The organism is Pseudomonas sp. B8(2017) (assembly GCF_002113575.1).
Taxonomy (GTDB): domain Bacteria; phylum Pseudomonadota; class Gammaproteobacteria; order Pseudomonadales; family Pseudomonadaceae; genus Aquipseudomonas; species Aquipseudomonas putida_Z.
Genome location: NZ_NEIO01000002.1, coordinates 296,276 through 313,533, shown reverse-complemented (window position 1 = coordinate 313,533; position 17,258 = coordinate 296,276). Strand labels below are relative to the sequence as shown.

Annotated in this window: 16 protein-coding genes; 3 read left to right on the top strand and 13 right to left on the bottom strand. The window is 61.6% G+C overall.

From position 1 onward, the window contains the following. Positions 1-21 precede the first annotated feature (21 nt). Positions 22-1,356: an aromatic acid/H+ symport family MFS transporter gene (locus CAG22_RS04815; RefSeq protein ID WP_085704723.1), complete on the top strand. Its 1,335-nt coding sequence runs from the start codon at positions 22-24 to the stop codon at positions 1,354-1,356. A gap of 150 nt (positions 1,357-1,506) precedes the next feature. Here the strand turns inward: CAG22_RS04815 and CAG22_RS04810 are convergent, their stop codons facing one another. From CAG22_RS04810 to CAG22_RS04795, 4 genes are all read right to left on the bottom strand, one after another. Next, entirely contained in the window at positions 1,507-2,175 is a 669-nt protein-coding gene (locus tag CAG22_RS04810) for a flavodoxin (RefSeq protein ID WP_139833406.1), read from the bottom strand. Positions 2,176-2,295: 120 nt separating this feature from the next. Continuing rightward, positions 2,296-2,931, bottom strand: a complete 636-nt coding sequence (locus CAG22_RS04805; protein ID WP_085589737.1) for an SDR family oxidoreductase — start codon at positions 2,929-2,931, stop codon at positions 2,296-2,298. Between the two features lie 32 nt (positions 2,932-2,963). After that, positions 2,964-3,758 carry an SDR family oxidoreductase gene (locus CAG22_RS04800; protein ID WP_085692624.1) on the bottom strand — a complete coding sequence of 265 codons (795 nt, stop codon included), beginning with the start codon at positions 3,756-3,758 and terminating at the stop codon, positions 2,964-2,966. Between the two features lie 14 nt (positions 3,759-3,772). Further along, a complete protein-coding gene (locus tag CAG22_RS04795; RefSeq protein WP_085589733.1) occupies positions 3,773-4,690 on the bottom strand; it encodes an alpha/beta hydrolase in 918 nt (305 codons plus the stop codon). Between the two features lie 171 nt (positions 4,691-4,861). On the opposite strand from CAG22_RS04795, the gene CAG22_RS04790 reads away from it, so the two are divergent. Together CAG22_RS04790 and CAG22_RS04785 are read left to right on the top strand one after the other, a co-directional pair. Further along, a complete protein-coding gene (locus CAG22_RS04790) occupies positions 4,862-5,812 on the top strand; it encodes a LysR family transcriptional regulator (RefSeq protein WP_085589731.1) in 951 nt (316 codons plus the stop codon). Between the two features lie 141 nt (positions 5,813-5,953). Continuing rightward, positions 5,954-7,105 carry an NADH-dependent flavin oxidoreductase gene (locus CAG22_RS04785; protein WP_085704721.1) on the top strand — a complete coding sequence of 384 codons (1,152 nt, stop codon included), beginning with the start codon at positions 5,954-5,956 and terminating at the stop codon, positions 7,103-7,105. 215 nt (positions 7,106-7,320) lie between these two features. Here CAG22_RS04785 and CAG22_RS04780 read toward each other — a convergent pair whose 3' ends face one another. From CAG22_RS04780 to CAG22_RS04740, 9 genes are all read right to left on the bottom strand, one after another. Next, positions 7,321-8,478: a CaiB/BaiF CoA-transferase family protein gene (locus CAG22_RS04780; RefSeq protein WP_085704719.1), complete on the bottom strand. Its 1,158-nt coding sequence runs from the start codon at positions 8,476-8,478 to the stop codon at positions 7,321-7,323. Between the two features lie 45 nt (positions 8,479-8,523). Beyond that, complete coding sequence (locus CAG22_RS04775) at positions 8,524-9,681, bottom strand: CaiB/BaiF CoA-transferase family protein (RefSeq protein ID WP_085704717.1); 1,158 nt, start codon at positions 9,679-9,681, stop codon at positions 8,524-8,526. A gap of 14 nt (positions 9,682-9,695) precedes the next feature. Next, on the bottom strand, positions 9,696-10,910 hold the full coding sequence (locus tag CAG22_RS04770; protein ID WP_085704715.1) for a CaiB/BaiF CoA-transferase family protein: 1,215 nt from the start codon (positions 10,908-10,910) through the stop codon (positions 9,696-9,698). A gap of 94 nt (positions 10,911-11,004) precedes the next feature. Then, positions 11,005-12,186 (bottom strand): lipid-transfer protein, encoded by a 1,182-nt coding sequence (locus CAG22_RS04765; protein ID WP_085704713.1) that lies wholly within the window; start codon positions 12,184-12,186, stop codon positions 11,005-11,007. A gap of 12 nt (positions 12,187-12,198) precedes the next feature. Then, positions 12,199-12,540, bottom strand: a complete 342-nt coding sequence (locus CAG22_RS04760; protein WP_025339142.1) for a hypothetical protein — start codon at positions 12,538-12,540, stop codon at positions 12,199-12,201. A gap of 1 nt (position 12,541) precedes the next feature. Then, positions 12,542-13,900, bottom strand: coding sequence for an acyclic terpene utilization AtuA family protein (locus CAG22_RS04755; protein ID WP_085589720.1), 1,359 nt, complete (start codon positions 13,898-13,900; stop codon positions 12,542-12,544). Positions 13,901-13,905: 5 nt separating this feature from the next. Beyond that, positions 13,906-14,403, bottom strand: coding sequence for a MaoC/PaaZ C-terminal domain-containing protein (locus CAG22_RS04750; RefSeq protein WP_025339140.1), 498 nt, complete (start codon positions 14,401-14,403; stop codon positions 13,906-13,908). 33 nt (positions 14,404-14,436) lie between these two features. Beyond that, a complete protein-coding gene (locus tag CAG22_RS04745; protein WP_025339139.1) occupies positions 14,437-15,582 on the bottom strand; it encodes an acyl-CoA dehydrogenase family protein in 1,146 nt (381 codons plus the stop codon). A 178-nt stretch (positions 15,583-15,760) separates the two neighbouring features. Continuing rightward, positions 15,761-17,239 (bottom strand): aldehyde dehydrogenase, encoded by a 1,479-nt coding sequence (locus CAG22_RS04740; protein WP_085704711.1) that lies wholly within the window; start codon positions 17,237-17,239, stop codon positions 15,761-15,763. Between the last annotated feature and the right edge of the window lie 19 nt (positions 17,240-17,258).

Below are 17,258 nucleotides of genomic sequence, written 5' to 3'. Positions count from 1 at the left end.
GCCTGGCCGGAGGCAAGCGCAATGAGGCAAGAAAAGGCTTCACCCCGTAGTGGGCTGTTCGTGGTCATCTTGTGTTTTCTGACGATCGTGGCGGACGGCTACGACCTGATCATTTACGGGGCGACTGTCCCTAGCCTGATGGAAGAACCCGGCTGGAACATGACACCGGCGGTAGCAGGGATGATCGGAGGCTGGACGCTGGCCGGTCTGATGGTGGGCTTTCTCTTGACGGGGTGGCTGACCGACCGGCTCGGCCGTCGCAACCTGCTCATGATTGGTGTGCTCTGGTTCTCGGTGGGCTCGGCCTTGTGCGCCACCGCGCAGTCGCCGCAGATGCTGGGCGTCTTCCGTTTTTTGTGTGGCATTGGCCTTGGCGGTGTGGTGCCGTGCGCGGTGGCCTTGACGATCGAATACGCCCCACGGCAACGGCGCCAGTTGTACAACGGCATCATGCTGAGCGGTTACGCGGTGGGCGGCATCGTTTCGGCGCTGGCCGCACTCGCCCTGTTACCGGAGCACAGTTGGCGCACGTTGTATGCCTTGGGTGGTTTGTACATCGTGATTCTGCCGGTGATGTACTTCTTGCTGCCTGAGTCGGTGAACTTCCTGGTTGGTCGAGGTCGTCTCGATGAGGCGAAAGAGCTGGCACACCGTTACGGGATGGATTTCGACCAGGTGCTGCAGGAGCAGGCTTTCCAGCGCAAGGTACAACCCGCCTCTGAGGGAAAAATTGGCTACAGGTTGCTATTTTCCAGCGGCTTTCGTGGTGTTGCCGTGCTGTTCATCTGCGGGATGTTCTGCACCCAACTGATCATTTACGGGCTCAATACCTGGTTGCCGCACCTGATGCGTGCTGCGGGCTATGCACTTGGGTCGTCGTTGCAGTTTCTGCTGGTGCTGCAACTGGGTGCGGTCGTCGGCAACCTGGCTGGCGCCATGTTCGCCGACCGCGTCGGCTCGAAGAAAGTCGTGGTGCCGTACTACCTGATTGGCGCGCTATCGCTATTGGCGTTGAGCCAGAAGCTCGATGCGTTCTGGCTGATGTGCGCGGTGTTTGGCGCAGGCCTTGGCACCATCGGCTCGACCACCTTGCTGTATGGGTTCCTCGGGGCCTATTTCCCGACCTCATGTCGCGGTGCGGCGGTGGGGGCTGTATTGGGCATCGGGCGAGCGGGGGCGATCCTGGGACCGATGATCGGTGGCTGTATCGTGGGCGCCAACCTTGACCATCAATGGAATTTCTATGCCTTCGCGTTGCCAGCAGTGATTGCGGCGGTAGTCGTGTCCTTTATTCCTAACCCGGTTTCCAGGTTTGAAACGGCAGACGCAGCGGGCAAGGACTGCCAGGAAGCCTGACCGCTTTCTGCAACGCCCAATACGTTGTCCCGAGGATTTATAGTTCTTCGCGGAACCGGGGATGGCAATCGAGCGCCGCCCGCGCTGCGCTCGATTGCCAGTGCATTGGCCGAACCCTGCTCGTCCTGGACAAGGTTGTAGTGAGTGCACTCAGGACCCGGCTTGCGGGCCAAACCATTGCTCATCAATGGCCTGCAGCATCTGCTCGGACGTGAGTTGCTGCGTCATGCGCCCGCGCAGCACACGCTTATGCTCGAAAGACCGGGCGCCACGCTCCATCACCTTTGCCTTGAGCTTGACGATGTAGTCATCACCGATGTGGCTGTTGAAGGTGTTGAAAAGCACCACGCGTTGGCCGTCGAAGCGGTTGTGCTCGACAAACGCCCAGATCGGCGGTGCGGGGCTATAGAGCCAAACGGGCGAGCCAAGCCAGACCGTATCGAACGGTTTCAGGTCGATGGTGCGCGGGGTGATGTCCGGCAGTACCTCGGGCTTCGATCTGCGTGTGTTCGCGTCCATGACGGCATGCGCCAAGCCACCCATACCTAACCGGTAGTCGGGCGCATCCAGAGGAAACAGTGTCGCATTGAGTCGTTGGGTTACATGGCGCGCGACCAATGCAGTGTTCCCCGAGCGCGAGAAATACACCACCGCCGTTCGTGAGGTGGGCGCAATGTCCGCGGTGACCGATGCGTTGGAGTGCTTGCTTTCCAATTGCCGAGCCTGGCGGCTTTCGATCCAGGTCACAGCATAGAGGTAGGCGAACACCGACAGCAGCGCGAGCGCCAGCGCGCTAAGAATCCAGTGCAGTACAGACATGGGCTTTCTCATGCAGTGATCATTGATGAATAGATCCACCGATGGCCCGATTTGCTGGCTCGGGCTAATGCCCGAGCCGAAGCAGTCGCGTGGTCGATCGCGTCGAGAAGAACGGCTCGCTTACACGAAGGCGGGCTTGTCGCCGTCTGTGTTGGGCTTGTTCACGCCCACGTTGGCACGCACCAGTAGGCCGGGGCTCATCACCAACTTGGTCACTAGTGCGGCCACACTCTTGCGCGATACTTCGGTGCCCTTGAAGGGTTCATCGCGGCTGGTGATCTCGTAGTTCACTTCGTCCTCGTCCTGCAGCCAAGCGGCGCGCAGGATGGTGTAGTCAGTGTCCGAGGCCTCGATCAGATCCGCGGATGCACGGTACGGCGGCAGGTATTGTCCAATCTCATTGCGGTTCCATTCGCCAAACTTGCCAGGCACTTCGTCGTAGATGCCCAGCGAGTTAACGAAGATCAAACGTTTGACGCCCTTGGCCTTCATCACCGCCAGGATGTGCGCGGTCTGCTGGTCCACATCGCCCGCCAGGTTGGCATAAACCACGTCCTGCCCCTCCATGAGCTGGGGCAGCAGCTTGTTGTCCATCACATCGCCGATCGCGATCGTGGCATTAGCGGGTTCGGTACTAGTCAGCTTCTTGGGATCGCGCACGAGCAGCGTCTGCTTGACATTCTGGTGCTCGCCCAGCATCTGCACAGCATGGCGGGCAATCTGGCCGCTGGCGCCCAGGATCAATACTTTGGTCATTTCAGTCACTCCTTCATTCATGGGCGTGTCGTTCACTTGTCGATTGTCCTTGCCAGTTGATCGACATAAGCCTGCCTGCCCAGCTTCTGATATTCGGCAAAATGCCGGTTCACATCTTCACCGGCGATGTATCGGAGTTGATTTTTCCCATCCGTGGCTGCCTCATACACGACATCGGCAATCATTTCCGGAGTGGAGAAGTAACTCTGGAAATCAAAATGCGCCATTGATCGTTCAAAGGCTTGCTTGTACTCATCCGCGACAGACCAAATCGCGTTCTCTCCAAACTGCGATTGGATGATGCCGGGCGCAACGGTTTTGATCCCGATGCCAAACAGCCCAAGTTCCTGCACCATGCCTTCCGTCCAACCCTCAATGGCGAACTTTGAAGCGTTGTAGATCGTGTTGAAGGGAACCGCCATCAATCCCGCCATCGAGGTGGTGGAGATGAATAGCCCTTGCCCGCGCTGCTTGAAATGAGGGATGAATGCCTTGGTGACCCGAATCGTCCCCATCATGTTCGTATCGAACAGGCGCACGATTTGCGCGTCCGTCAGATTTTCCAGCGGACCGCCCAGGCCATAGCCGGCATTGTTGAACACGACATCTATCGGGCCGATCTCCAACGCACTGGCAACGGCTTTTTCGATCTGTGCCGGATCGGTGACATCCAGTGGCAGTACGGATACGTTGTCCAGTTTTGCCAGATCGGCGCCTTTTTCGACATCGCGCATCGTGGCGATGACACTCCAGCCTCGGCGTTGAAATAAAAGGGCGGTGGCCTTGCCCAAGCCGGTGGAGGCGCCGGTGATAAAGATGGTTTTCATCCTGCTGCTCTCGCTTAGAGGTTTTGCTGATAGAACGGGATCAGCTTGGCCAGTGCTTGGCCGACAGGGGCCGGCTGATCATACAAGTCGTAGTGCGAAGTATCCTCGACGACGACCAGTTCCTTGACCTTCGACGCAGCGCGCGCGTAAATCTCCAGCCCGTCGCGATAGGCGCCGAAACCGCCCGGCTTGTCGCCGACCACCACCATCATCGGTGTCGTCAGCAGCGTCTCGGCCAGATGGAAGGCATCCCAGCCGGCGGAGGCAGCGCGGCGCGAGAACAGCCCGCGCGTGCCGGCGTTGTCGTTGACGCAGCGGTTGCGGTAGTAGTCCGTGGCACCGAGAACATCGATGTCCGTGATACCCGCCTGGGCGACCGCATCCATGGAGGGCGGAACGAACAGGTCAACCTTGAGCGCCTCGCCCCGGGCTTCGGCGGTGCGTTGCTGGGCCACCGCTTCCATCTGGCCAATCGGGTCGAAGCCGCTGAAGCCTTCGCGGCACAGGCGGCCGTAGTTGACACCGGTGATGCTGACCAGGGCCTTGATGCGCCGCTCGATCATGGTTGCATTGATGGCATAGCCACCGCCGCCACAGATGCCCAGCACGCCAATGCGGTCGGCATCCACGTACGGCAAGGTGACCAGGTAGTCCATGACCCGGCTGAAGTCTTCCACGGCCATGGCCGGGTCTTCAGTGTAGCGGGGCTCGCCGCCGCTCTGGCCTTGCGTGCTGCGGTCGAAGGCGATGACGACAAACCCGGCTTCTGCCAGTGCCTTGCCATAAACGTTTCCAGCGGTCTGCTCCTTGCAACTGCCGATGGGGTGGGCGCTGATGATCGCTGGGTGTTTCTTCTTCTCGTCGAAGTTAGGCGGAAAATGCAGGTCTGCTGCGATGTCCCAGTAGGTGGTCTTGATCTTGACGCTTTGCATGATGGACTCCTTGTAGCCGTTGATAGGCCGTTGAGTGGAAATTGCCGGGTCGCGTTCTTCAAAATGGCGTGCGGCCAAGCAGCGGTGGAGCCACTTTAGGCTGGATGATTGATTCGTCATAGCCATCAATCTGTACTACAGTTGTATTTTCAAATTTACAATGAGTGCCGCATGGATCCGTCATTACTTCCTTCCCTGGCCTGGTTCGCGCACGTCGCCCACCACCGTAGCTTCACCAAGGCCGCGGCGGAAATGGGCGTCTCGCGGGCCAATCTGTCGCAGAACGTGAAGGCGCTGGAACGGCGCCTGAACGTCAAGCTGCTGTACCGCACGACGCGGGACATGTCGCTGACCGAGGAAGGCCAACGGCTCTATGACGTGTGGTATCCGGCGCTGATTGCGGTGGAGCGCACAGTGCGCACCATGCATGACGCACGTGATGAGCCTTCGGGCCTGGTGCGGGTGAATACCTCCCGCGTGGCGGCCAAAACCCTGCTGGAGCCGCATCTGGAGGAATTCTGCTCCCGCTACCCCAAACTCCAACTGGAGCTGGTTGCCGACGATGCGCTAGCCAACATCGTGGCCGACGGCTGCGATGCGGGCATCCGCGTGGGCGAGAGCCTGGCCGAGCACATGGTGGCCGTGCCGATCACGCCGGCGCTGGAGATGGCGGTGGTGGGCACGCCCGCCTATTTCATGCGCCATGGACAACCGTCCACCCCCGCCGATCTTGCGCAGCACAACTGCCTGCGGTTTCGGACCCCGGGTGGGGCGATCCTGCCATGGGAGTTCACTGCGCCGGGAGAAGACGGGCACGCCTTCACAGTAGAGCCGCAGGGCAGTGTCATCACGAACGACGATGACGGCATGATCTGCGCCGCATTGCAGAACGTGGGCCTTATCCAGCACATCGACATTGCCGTGCAGCGACATTTGGAATCGGGCGCGCTGGTACGTGTGCTGCAGCCCTGGTGCAAGCCCTTCGCGGGTTTCTACATCTATGCGCCGACCCGCGCGCAGATGCCTGCCAAGGTGCGTGCCTTGATTGACTTTCTGGTCGAGAAGCGCGAGGGCATGGCAGCCCTGCGACAGCCGCTTTCCAAGAAGAAACGGGTGCGCTGAGCGGCGTTCTTGCGCCTCATTGTCAATCTGGACTGAATACTGTTGTGTAGATTGGAAATCTTGGCATGCGGCCGCTTTAGCCTCAAATTGGAGTTCTTGTGACTTTCTTTTGGGGCGCCTGCGTTGCGCCAAGGTTTTCAAATGACTTCTGAACACACCACCTTGTTCCAACCTTTCGTCCTCCATAGCGGCTTGACGCTGCGCAACCGTGTAGTAATGGCGCCCATGACCACTTGGTCTGCGAACCCAGATGGCACCCTCTCGGATGCGGAGGTGGACTATTACCACCGCCGCGCCCAGGGCGTGGGCATGGTCATCACGGGGTGCACGCATGTGACGGAGAACGGCATCGGTTTCACCGACGAGTTCGCCGCATACGACGACCGCTTCATTCCCAGCTTGCAACGGCTGGCTGAGGCCGCCAAGAGTGGCGGCGCTGCGGCGGTCCTGCAAATCTTCCATGCGGGCAACAAGGCGGTGGTGGAGGCAGTACCAGGAGGTGAGCTGGTGAGTGCCAGTGCCGTCAATGCACTGGCTGGTCCCTTCAACCGGGGCGATGTGACACCCCGAGCTTTATCCCGTGACGAGATTTTTGAGATGGTGCATGCCTTCGGCGAAGCTACCCGCCGGGCCATCGAAGCCGGGTTCGATGGGATAGAGCTGCATGGTGCGCACGGTTTCTTGCTGCAGAACTTCTTCTCGCCACGCTACAACCTGCGCGATGACGAATGGGGTGGCTCACCGGAAAATCGCATGCGCTTCGCGCTGGCTGTGGTGCGAGAGGCGAAGCGGGTGATTGCCGCGCACGCCAAGGGGCCGTTTGTATTGGGCTACCGCATCTCACCCGAGGAACGCGAGGATGGTGGCTATCGAGTGCCGGACATCTGCGCGCTGGTGGATGGGCTGATTGCCGAAGGCATCGACTATTTGCATGTCTCGCTCAATGACGTTCTGGGCGCGCGCCCACTCGGCGCGGACTCCCGCCTCACCGTGGAGCAGGTCATCGCTCACGTCGACAAGCGCGTGCCGATACTTGCGGCAGGCATGCTGCGCACACCCAAGCAGGCCCAGGCCGCGCTTGACCTGGGGCTGTCGCTTGCAGGTGTAGGCAAGGGGCTGGTAATGAACGCTGACTGGGTGGGATTGGCACAGTCGGGCTGCGGTGCGCAAATCTGCCAGGAACTGGATCTGGAAAAGCGCGCGGTGTTATCTATTCCCGCTGGCTTGTTGCGAGCTGTGGAGGCGGCGCCAGGGTGGATTCCAGTGCGTAAGAAGGTTGAGACCGTTGCTTGATCGGCGTTGTCGTTCGCGCCTTCGCCATGCAGATAGGCGTATGGCGTCATACCTCTGAAGCAGGAACGATGGCGTTACGTTCTCGAATCAGTTGAGTTGGCAGCCCCTCGCGGGTAAACCCGCTCCTGCAGTGGCGGCGTATGTCGTGGCTAACACCTGGCCTGCAGGAGCGGGTTTACCCGCGAAGGGCCGCACGGCGGCCCAGGTAGGTTTGACTAGAGCACGGCGCCTGCCGTGCGTAGGCACTGTTGCTCCTGCGCCGAGAAGCCCCAGTCGGCCAGCACTGCGTCTGCATCCTGGCCAGGGTGTGGTGGTGGGTTCTGGATAGCGCCGGGGGTACGGCTAAAGCGTGGTGCCGGTGCAGGCTGGAGCACACCATCAACTTCCACGAAGCTGCCGCGTTGCTGTACGTGGGTGTGCTGCGGGGCTTCGGCCAGTGACAGCACCGGCACGATGCAGGACTGGGTACCCGCGGCCAGCGCCGTCCATTCATCACGCGTACGGGTCTTGAATACCTCGGCGAAGCGCTGCTTCATCAGCGGCCAGCCGGCCTGGTCGTGCTGCGCTGGCAGATCCTGTTCCTTCAGGCCCAGCACGCCCAGGGCTTCGCGGTAGAAGCGCCCTTCGTTGGCGGCGATGCTGACGTGCTTGCCATCCTGGGTTTCATAGACGTTGTACCAGGGGGCGCCGGAGTCGAGCCGGTTGGTGCCGCGCTCATCCTTCCAGTACCCCGCGGCATGGAAGCCATAGACCAGGGTCATCAACGAAGCGGCGCCATCAACCATGGCCGCATCCACCACCTGGCCCTGGCCTGAGGTCCGCGCCTCGAGCAGAGCACTGAGGATGCCCAATGCAAGGTAGAGCGAGCCACCGCCGAAGTCGCCCACCAGGTTCAGCGGAATCGCCGGCGCCTCGCCAGCGCGACCCATGGCGTGCAGGGCACCGGTCAGCGAGATGTAGTTGACGTCATGCCCCGGCGCCTGGGCCAGCGGGCCGTCCTGGCCCCAGCCGGTCATGCGGCCGTAGACCAGGCGAGGGTTGGCACTCAGGCAGACCTCGGGGCCCAGCCCCAGGCGCTCCATCACACCAGGGCGAAAGCCTTCGACCAGCACGTCGGCCTGTTCCACCATGCGCAGCACCGCGGCCACTGCCTCGGGCTGCTTGAGGTTCATCTGCACGCTGCGCCGGCTACGATTGAGCAGGTCGAAACGGGCATCGACAGGGGCGCCGCCATCATGGCCCGCAGGCCGGTCGATGCGCACTACCTCCGCGCCCAGGTCGGCCAGCAGCATGCAGCAGAACGGGGCCGGGCCGATGCCACCTACTTCGACGATCTTGACACCCTTCAACGGGCCTTGAGCTTGCTTGTTCATGAATCCGTCCAATGAGGAATGAAGGTGCGCGGGTGCCCGCATTAATCAGGCACCTTGCAGCAACTGGTGTAGACGTGCGTTGTCCTGGCCGATTTTGGGGGCCGAGGCCAGGGCGGGTGGACGCTGGCGGTCGAACGAAAGGGGCATGCCCACCAACTCGATCTCGTCCTCGCTCGTTCTGCCCAGGATACCCAAGGCACGGGTTTGCTCATGGGCGTAGAGCTCTTCGGTGGTTTGCACCGAGGCACAGGGCAGGCCGAGGACATCGAAGTGTTTCTGCCAGTGATCGCGCGTGTGCTGTTTTATGCGCTCGCCGATCAGCCCGTCGATCGCCTTGCGGTTGGCGATGCGCCCGGCATTGGTGGCGAACCTGGGGTCGGTGGCCCATTCGGGATGACCCAGGGCATCGCACAGGCGGGCAAACAGCGTGTCGTTGGCCGCACTGATGATGGCATGGCCGTCTGCCGCCTCGTAGGCACGGTGCGGCACGATGAAGGCCACGCCCGAACCATGTCGGCCACCGGGGTTGCCATCGGCGGCGTAGTTGGCGATGCCAATGGACATCCAGGCGATCGCGGTTTCCAGCAGCGAACTGTTGACGGTCGCGCCGATCTGCTTGCGCTCACGACGCACAAGGGCTGCGGCGATACCGATCACGGCCCACATGCCGGTGCCGAAATCGCAGATGGAGACACCGGCGCGCACAGGCGCCTGGCCGTCCTCGCCGGTGAGCGTCATGATGCCGGAAAAGGCCTGCATCAACGGGTCGTACCCGGGCAGCTTGCTCAAGGGGCCCAGATGCCCATAGGCACCGACTTCGCACACTACCAGTTCAGGCTTGCGCTGGCGCAGGTTCTCGGGGTCTAGGTGGTACTGCTCGGCGCTGCCTGGGCGCAGGTTGTGCAGGAAGACATCGGCATGGCCCTCGATGAGGTCATGCAGCGTGGCCAGTTGCACCGGATCCTTGATGTCCAGGCAGATGGAGCGCTTGCCGCGGTTGATGGCGTGGAACGCGGCGCCGCTGCCTTTCCATTGACTAGGCCCCCAACCGCGGGAAGAGTCGCCGGCCGGGCGTTCCACCTTCCAGACCTGCGCACCCAAACCAGCGAGGATGTGGCCGGCGAATGGAGCAGAAGCGCTATCACCCAGTTCGACCACGGTAATGCCAGCCAGGGGCAGGTCTGCTCGGGAATCATTTTGCATGGGAGGCTCCTTGCTCACGCGCTGGCCGTGTCGATGGAGGCTTGCACGGCACCACCGGACAGCACCACTTGCTGGGCCTGTTCTGTCGTCAGGCCATACTCGCTCAGCAATTGCACCGTGTGCTCGCCCAGGCGCGGAGCGGGGTAGCGCTGCTCGGGTTGGCTCTCGCTCCACTGTTGAGGGATACCCAGCATACGTAACATGCCTTCGCTCGGATGTTGTTGCACCTGGAAGAAGTTGACGGCTTCCATGTGCGGGTCATGCAGCAGTGTTTCGGGGGTGTTCATCTCGATAACGGGAATGTCGGCTTCAGTCAGGATGCTCAGCCACTGGGCCGTCGTCTTGGTTTCGAAGGTGTCGGCGAGGAATTTGTAGAGATAGCCGATGTTCTCGGTGCGGCCGAAGATCGTGCCGTAGCGAGGGTCGTCAGCCATGTCGGGGCGACCGACGGCGAGGAAGAAGCGCTGCCAGTGGCGGTCGGTGTAGATGTTCACGCCCAGGTAGCCGTCCTGCGTCTGATAAGGACGCCGTTCGGCGCTCATCATGCGGGCGTAGCCCCAGTCGCCAATCGGCGGCTCGAAGGTATGGCCGTACAGATGGTCGCCCATCACGAAGTGCGCGAAGGTTTCGAACATCGGCACTTCCACCGATTGCCCATGCCCGGTCTTTTCGCGGTAATACAGCGCCATCGCCACCGCGTTGCAGGTTGCCATGCCGACGATTCGGTCAGCGATGGCGGTGGCGACGTAGGAGGGGGGGCCAGCTTTGCGTGCTTGAAGTACGGGCATGCCCACGGCTGCCTGGATAAGGTCGTCGTAGGCAGGGCGGTCAGCATATGGGCCATTCTGTCCAAAGCCAAAGGCGCCACAGTAAATGATGCGTGGGTTGATCTTCCTGACATCGTCGTAGGTCAGCCCGAGTTTGGCCATGGCCTTGGGACGCAGGCTGTGTAACACCACGTCGGCCGATGCCAGCATCTGCTGGAGTGCCTGCGCCGCCTGCGGGTGCTTGAGGTCCAGCACAGCACTGCGCTTGTTGCGGTTCAGGTGCAGGAAGATCGCGCTCATGCCCGAGTTGCGGCAGGGCCCGACGCCTCGCGTAGGATCACCACCGGGCGCCTCAATCTTGCAGATGTCCGCGCCCATGTCTGCCATTAGCAGCGAGGCATAGGGGCCCATGAAGTTCGAGGTCAGGTCAAGTACCCGTACCCCGGCAAGTGGTCCTGCCATGTCGCTTACTCCGATTGTTGTTATTGGATATCAAAGCGTTAGCCGTAGCCCTGAGACCGGGCGCGGCCCGATGGCCGGGCCCGGTCGGGCATCGTCAGGTACGCCGGTACATCGTCACTACGCAGGCGCCACCCAGACCGATGTTGTGCTGCAGGGCGATGCGAGCGTTCTCCACTTGACGGTTACCTGCCTGGCCACGCAGGTGCCAGACCAGTTCGGTGCATTGGGCCAAGCCCGTCGCGCCGAGTGGGTGGCCCTTGGACATCAAGCCGCCTGACGGGTTGATGACATACTTGCCGCCATAGGTGTTGTCGCCATCAACGATGAACCGCTCAGCGCCGCCCTCCGGGCACAAGCCCAGCCCTTCGTAGCTGATGACCTCATTAGGCGTAAAGCAATCGTGCAATTCCACGACGTTGACGTCCTCTGGCCCGATACCGGCCGACTCGTAAACCTGCTGGGCGGCTCGGCGGGTCATGTCAGCCCCCACCAGGTTCAGCAGGTCGAGCTTGGTGGCCTCGGTATCGGTGGTCATCGACTGCGCCACAATCTCGACCGCATTGCTAATGCCATGCTTCGTTGCGAACGCTTCACTGCAGACGATCGCAGCCGCAGCGCCGCAGGTGGGCGGGCAGGCCATCAGGCGGGTCAAATAAGGATACATCGGTGTCGCTTGCATCACCTCCTCGACGGTCAACGGCTTGTTGAACAGCGAGTAGGGGTTGTTGATCGCATGGGTGCGTGATTTCACAGCCACCTTGGCAAAGATGTCCGGATTGGCTCCAAAGCGATTGATGTATTCCCATCCGGCCGCGCCGAAAGCCTTGATGGCGCGAGGTGGCTCTTCTGGCAGTTGCGGTGCCAACTGTTCCCGGCGCTCATGGATCCAGCCCACGGGGGATGTGCGATCGCTGAAGGCGCTGCCCAGCGCACCGGGCTTCATCTCTTCAAAACCGAAGGCCAGCGCGCACTCGACAATGCCGGCCTCAACCGCTTGCCGCGCCAGGAACAGCGCCGAGGAACCCGAGGCGCAGTAGTTGTTCAGGTTGAACACTGGGATACCGGTCATGCCCACGCCGTAGGCCACACGCTGGCCGCAGGTGCTGTCGCCATAGACGTAGCCGGCGAAGGCCTGCTGAACCTGGTCGTAGCGGATGCCGGCGTCTTCCAGCGCGCCCTGAATGGCCTTGGCGCCCATGATTTCGTAGGGCTCATGCGCCCCAGGCTTGGCGAACTTGACCATGTTCACGCCAATGATTCTGGCTTTATTGCCCATGTCGGTTCTCCTTCAGTGCATCAGGTGCAGGTCGCTTTCATCGACATCCAGGACGATGCGCAGGATAGCCTGGCACATGGTCTTGCCGGTGAAGTCGATGCGCAGACTGCGCGTGGCGCCGCCGCCGAGCGAATTGCGCAGCACGAAGTTCATCGCGTGCAGGGTACGCACTTCATAGCGCTCCACGGGGCCCTTGGACATCTCACCGAAAAAGGCCTTGACCCGTTCTGCAGTCAGGTGCTTTTGCAGCAAGGGGTAGAAGCGCGGCTCCTTGGCGATGACGGCGATGTTGCTGATGTCGCCCTTGTCGCCGGAGCGGGCATATACCAGATCTTTCAGTTGCAACTTGGCCATGTCAAAGCTCCCGAATCTCGACGTTCTGCACGACTTGTTCGCGTGCGATCAGCGTGGGCCAAAGGGCGAACACCTCGCGCGGGGCGGGCGTGTTCAGCTGGCCGGTGGAACCGATAGGGCCAGTGCCCATCAGCATCACGCACTCACGGGCGACTTTGCTGGCTTCGGCGCGGTTCGCGCACTTGGCGGCCACGCGGATGCGCACTTCGTTGATGTCCTCATCAGGCTCAGGAGAGGCCGACCAGTGGCAGGAGTCGACGCCGATCATGTCGAAGCGCACTTCCTCGGCCTTGAGGTCGACCATCTCGAAGCGCTTCTTGATGATCTCGAACGAGCGCCGTGCCTTGGCCACGGCGTCGGGCCAGGTCACGGAAGACTCCACCTCGCCGATGTAGCCGTCGGTGTAGGCAATACCCGCCTTGAGCGTGGCCGGCGCAGGCTTGCCGCGGGCGCCCCAGACCTTCACGCGGTCCTTGGCGACTTCTTCCATCTGCACGTTGGTGAAGTCGGTGACGACTTCGGGCATCAGGTAGTTGCCTGGGTCGTGCACTTCGTAGAGCAGGTGCTCGGTGAGCGTGACCTTGTTGACCAGGCCGCCGGTACCGTCCACCTTGGTGATGAACAACTCGCCTTCTTCGTTGACCTCGGCGATGGGGTAGCCGATGTTCCAAGGCTCGGGCACTTCTTTCCAGAGGCTGGTGATACCACCGGAGCAGGCTGCGCCGCACTCGATCAGGTGGCCGGCAGTGATGCCGATGGCCAGCCTGTCCCAGTCGTCCCATTTCCAGCCGAACTCGTGGACCAACGGCGCCAGGATGGCGGCATCATCCGTCGCACGGTCGGAGATGATGATGTCGCAACCTGCTTGCAGCGCTTCCACGTAGCCATAGGCTCCGGAGTACACGTACGAGCCGACGATGCGTTCGCGAACCTGGCCCAAGTCATTGTCGCCCGTATCCAGGTTGGTGAAGCGCACGCCCTTGTCGAGCAGTTCCTCAACCTTGTGCTGGATGTCGTTGGTGGTAACGATACCCACTTTGAGTCGGGTGATGCCCACCTCTCTGGCTGCGGCCAGGATGGTGTCGGCGCAGGCCTGGGGGTTGGCCGCGCCGGCATTGGTGAGGATTTTGATGCCTTTGTCCAGGCAGATCGGCAGCACACCGCGCACAACGGCGCGGATGGCCGGCACGAAGCCGTGTTCCGGGTTCTTCTGGCGCATCTTCTGCAGCAGCGGAATGGTCGGCTCGCCGAGGAAATCGTAGGCCAGGTACTGCACGTTACCGTGCTTGGCGATCTCGATCGCGGGGTCGAGGTTGTCACCCCAGAACCCGCTTCCGGAGCCGATACGAATGGTCTTCATGGCAATCAGCCCTTCGGTGCTGGCAGAGTGGAGGCGACCAGTGCGTCGAGGTCTTCGCGTTTGCGCAACATCAGCAGGCTCCATTCGCCCTGTTGGACGACATCGCCGTCCTGGTTCAGCACCTGCATCAGGAATTTGATCACACCGTACTTGTCATCCTTGACCTTCTTGCCGATCACGGTGGCGCGAGCGTAGACGGTGTCATCGATCAGCACTGGCTTGAGGAAGCGCATGTTGTCGATGCCGTAGTTGGCCTGGAAGCCCAGGCCGAACTGCACCAGGCCGGTGGCGATGGAATAGGTGAGGGCACCTTGCACCAGGCGCTTGCCGAAACGGGTCTTGGACGAATAGACGGTGTTGGAATGGATCGCGATCCAGTTGCCGGTCAGTGCACAGTAGTTCACCACATCGGTTTCGGTGATGGTGCGGCCACCGGAGGCGAACACCTGGCCTTCTTCCAGTTCGTCGAAGGTCTGGTTGATCTGGTTGTTGATCAGACTCATGGCTGTTTCCTTGGTTGGTGACTGAATACGGCGTTAATTCAGGCGCATGGACTTGGCGATGATGGTTCGCTGGATCTGCGAGGTGCCGCCACCGATGGTGCATTGCACGCTTTCGCGCAGGTAGCGCTCCATGTCCGCTTCGGGCAGGTTGGCGAAGCCGCCGAGAATCTGCATGCCGTCGAGTGCGCACTGCTTGAGGGTTTCGGAGGCGTAAAGCTTGGCCATGGAGGTCTCTTTCGGCGCGGGCAGGCCCTCGGACTTGAGCGCAGCTGCGCGGTAGACCAGCAGGCGGGCCGCATCGACGCGGGTCTGGTTCTCGGCCAGCATGTGCTTGAGCACCTGGAAGTTGAAGATCGGCTGGCCGAACTGGGTGCGCTGGTGTGCGTAGCGGTTTGCGTTGTTCACCGCTTCCTGCGCGTTGCCGGTGTAGGCGCCGGCAACGGCACACCGCTCAAGCTCCAGGTGATTGAGGATGATCTCGTGACCCTGGCCTTCGACACCCAGAATCGCATCCCCGGGGACGATGACGTCATCGAGGAAAATCTCGGTAGTGCCTGTCGCATGGCGAGACAGGGTAGGCAGCTTGTTGATAACCATGCCTGGGGTGTCGTTCGGGATGAGCAGCATGGTCAGGCCGCCGTGCTTGTCCTTCATGTCAGTGCGCACGAGCATTGCGATGACGGTGTTGTCGGCCTGTGCACCGGAGCAGAACATCTTCGCGCCGTTGATGACCCAGTCGCCGTTGTCGTTACGGCGCGCGTGGGTCTTGGTGGCGAACACGTCCGAACCTGCGTCGGGCTCGGTCATCGACACCGAGAAGCGGATCTTGCCTTCGATGAAGGGCTGGATGTATTTGTCTCGCTGCGCCTGGGTGCCATATTTGGCGATGTTCATCGCGGTGAAAGTCGGTACCAGGATGGCGGCGGCGAAGTCGAAGCCGTATTTACCGAGACCTTCGGACATCAGCACGTAGTCGAAGATGCTGCCGCCAGCGCCGCCTTCCTCTTCGGAGAACAGCAGACCCAGCCAGCCCTGCTGGGCAATCTTCTCGTAGGCCTCATAAGGGTAGTCGCGGTTCTGGTCGCATTTGCGGATGTATTCGACGGTGATTTCGTTGTCCATGAAACGGTTCACGCTGTCGAGCCACATCTGTTGCGATTGGTCGAGGAAGTTGGCCATGGCCGGGGTCCTTTTATGTTGTTGAGTAGACACCCCGTAAGCTAGGCCGCAGGGCCTGGCAAACCAAGTTGCGAATTTTGAAGTCGGATTTCGAGAAGATTGAAGTGGCGCTCGCCATGCAAAGCGAAGAGTGGCCTGTCGCCCCGTGGGCGGGGCGAAAGAGCCTGTACGGAGGGAGTCAAGACGCAGGTTGGTCGAGCACCACGGCCTTGGATTCCAGGAACGCTTCGAGCCCGCGTTCACCGCCTTCGCGGCCTAGGCCCGACTGCTTGAAACCGCCGAAGCCGATCGCGAAGTCATAACGTGATGCATTGTGGCCGACCGTACCCGCGCGCAGCTGCCGTGCCACGCGCATGGCCCGCTCAGAATCCTGAGTGAACACCGTGGCATTGAGGCCGAAGATGGTGTCGTTGGCCATGTCGATTGCGTGCTGCTCGTTGTCGGCTGCAATGACCGACAGAACCGGCCCGAAGAATTCATGTCGGGCCGCGAAGGAGCGATTATCGACATGAGCGAACACTGTGGGCTCGAAAAAAAATCCACGTCGCAGATGCTTCGGTCTGATGCCGCCGGTCGCCAGTTTGGCACCGTCGGCAATGCTCTGGGCCACCATGCGCTCCACGCTGTTGCGCTGGCGCGAAGAGGCCAAGGGCCCCATGGTGGTACCAGCGTCGAACGGATCGCCTGGCACGGCTTCGCGCGCGGCGCTCACGAGCGCCTCGACCATCGCGTCGTGCTTGCTGCGTGGCACGATGATCCGCGTCAGGCTAGCGCACACCTGCCCTGTCAGGTAGCTGAAATACGGCGTACCCAGTGCCTTGGCGGCGGTCTCGATGTCGTAATCGTCAAGCACCACGGCGGGCGACTTACCGCCCAGTTCCAGAGTGACCCGCGCCACACGCTCGGATGCTACCGCGCCGATGCGCCGGCCAGCAGCGGTGGAGCCTGTGAAGGTGATCTTGTCCACGCCGGGATTGCTGACCAGTGTCTCCGACACGTCGCGGTCGGCCGTCACCATATTTACCACTCCAGGTGGCAGGCCGACTTCCTGACAAACCTGCGCGAACAAGTAGCCGGAGCAGGGGGCCTCTGGGGAATTCTTGATGATGACCGTGCAACCGGCCAGCAACGCGGGCGCAACCTTGTAGGCGATCAGCCCCGCCGGGCCGTTCCACGGCACGATGGCCAGCGCTACCCCCACGGGCTCCTGCACGGCATAACCCCGGTGACCGCTGGTGGAGGTGATTGGCTTGATGAACGGGTAGGTGTCGGCCATTGCCGCATACTGACGGAAAGCACCACTGAGGTATTGGCCTACGCGAGGTTGGGCGATGCGGTAGAGGATGCCGGACTCGACCGTCCAAATACGGGCGAACTCGTCATTTAGTGTCTCCAGGCGCTGGGCGATCTTTTCCAGGTAGCCGGCACGTTCGGCGGGGCTCATGCGCGGCCAGGGGCCGTGGTCGAATGCCTGGCGGGCAGCCAGCACGGCGGCGGCCACGTCGGCCTCCTGGGCCTTGGCCACGTGGGCGACGGTTTCTTCGGTGGCGCAGTTGAGCACCGCGAAGGTGTCCACTGTGGCGGGTTTGACCCATTGCCCTCCGATGAACAGGCAATCGGCATGGGGGATGTTAAGGGTCTGACCTGGGTGAGTCATGACGAGGGGTCCTTGAAGT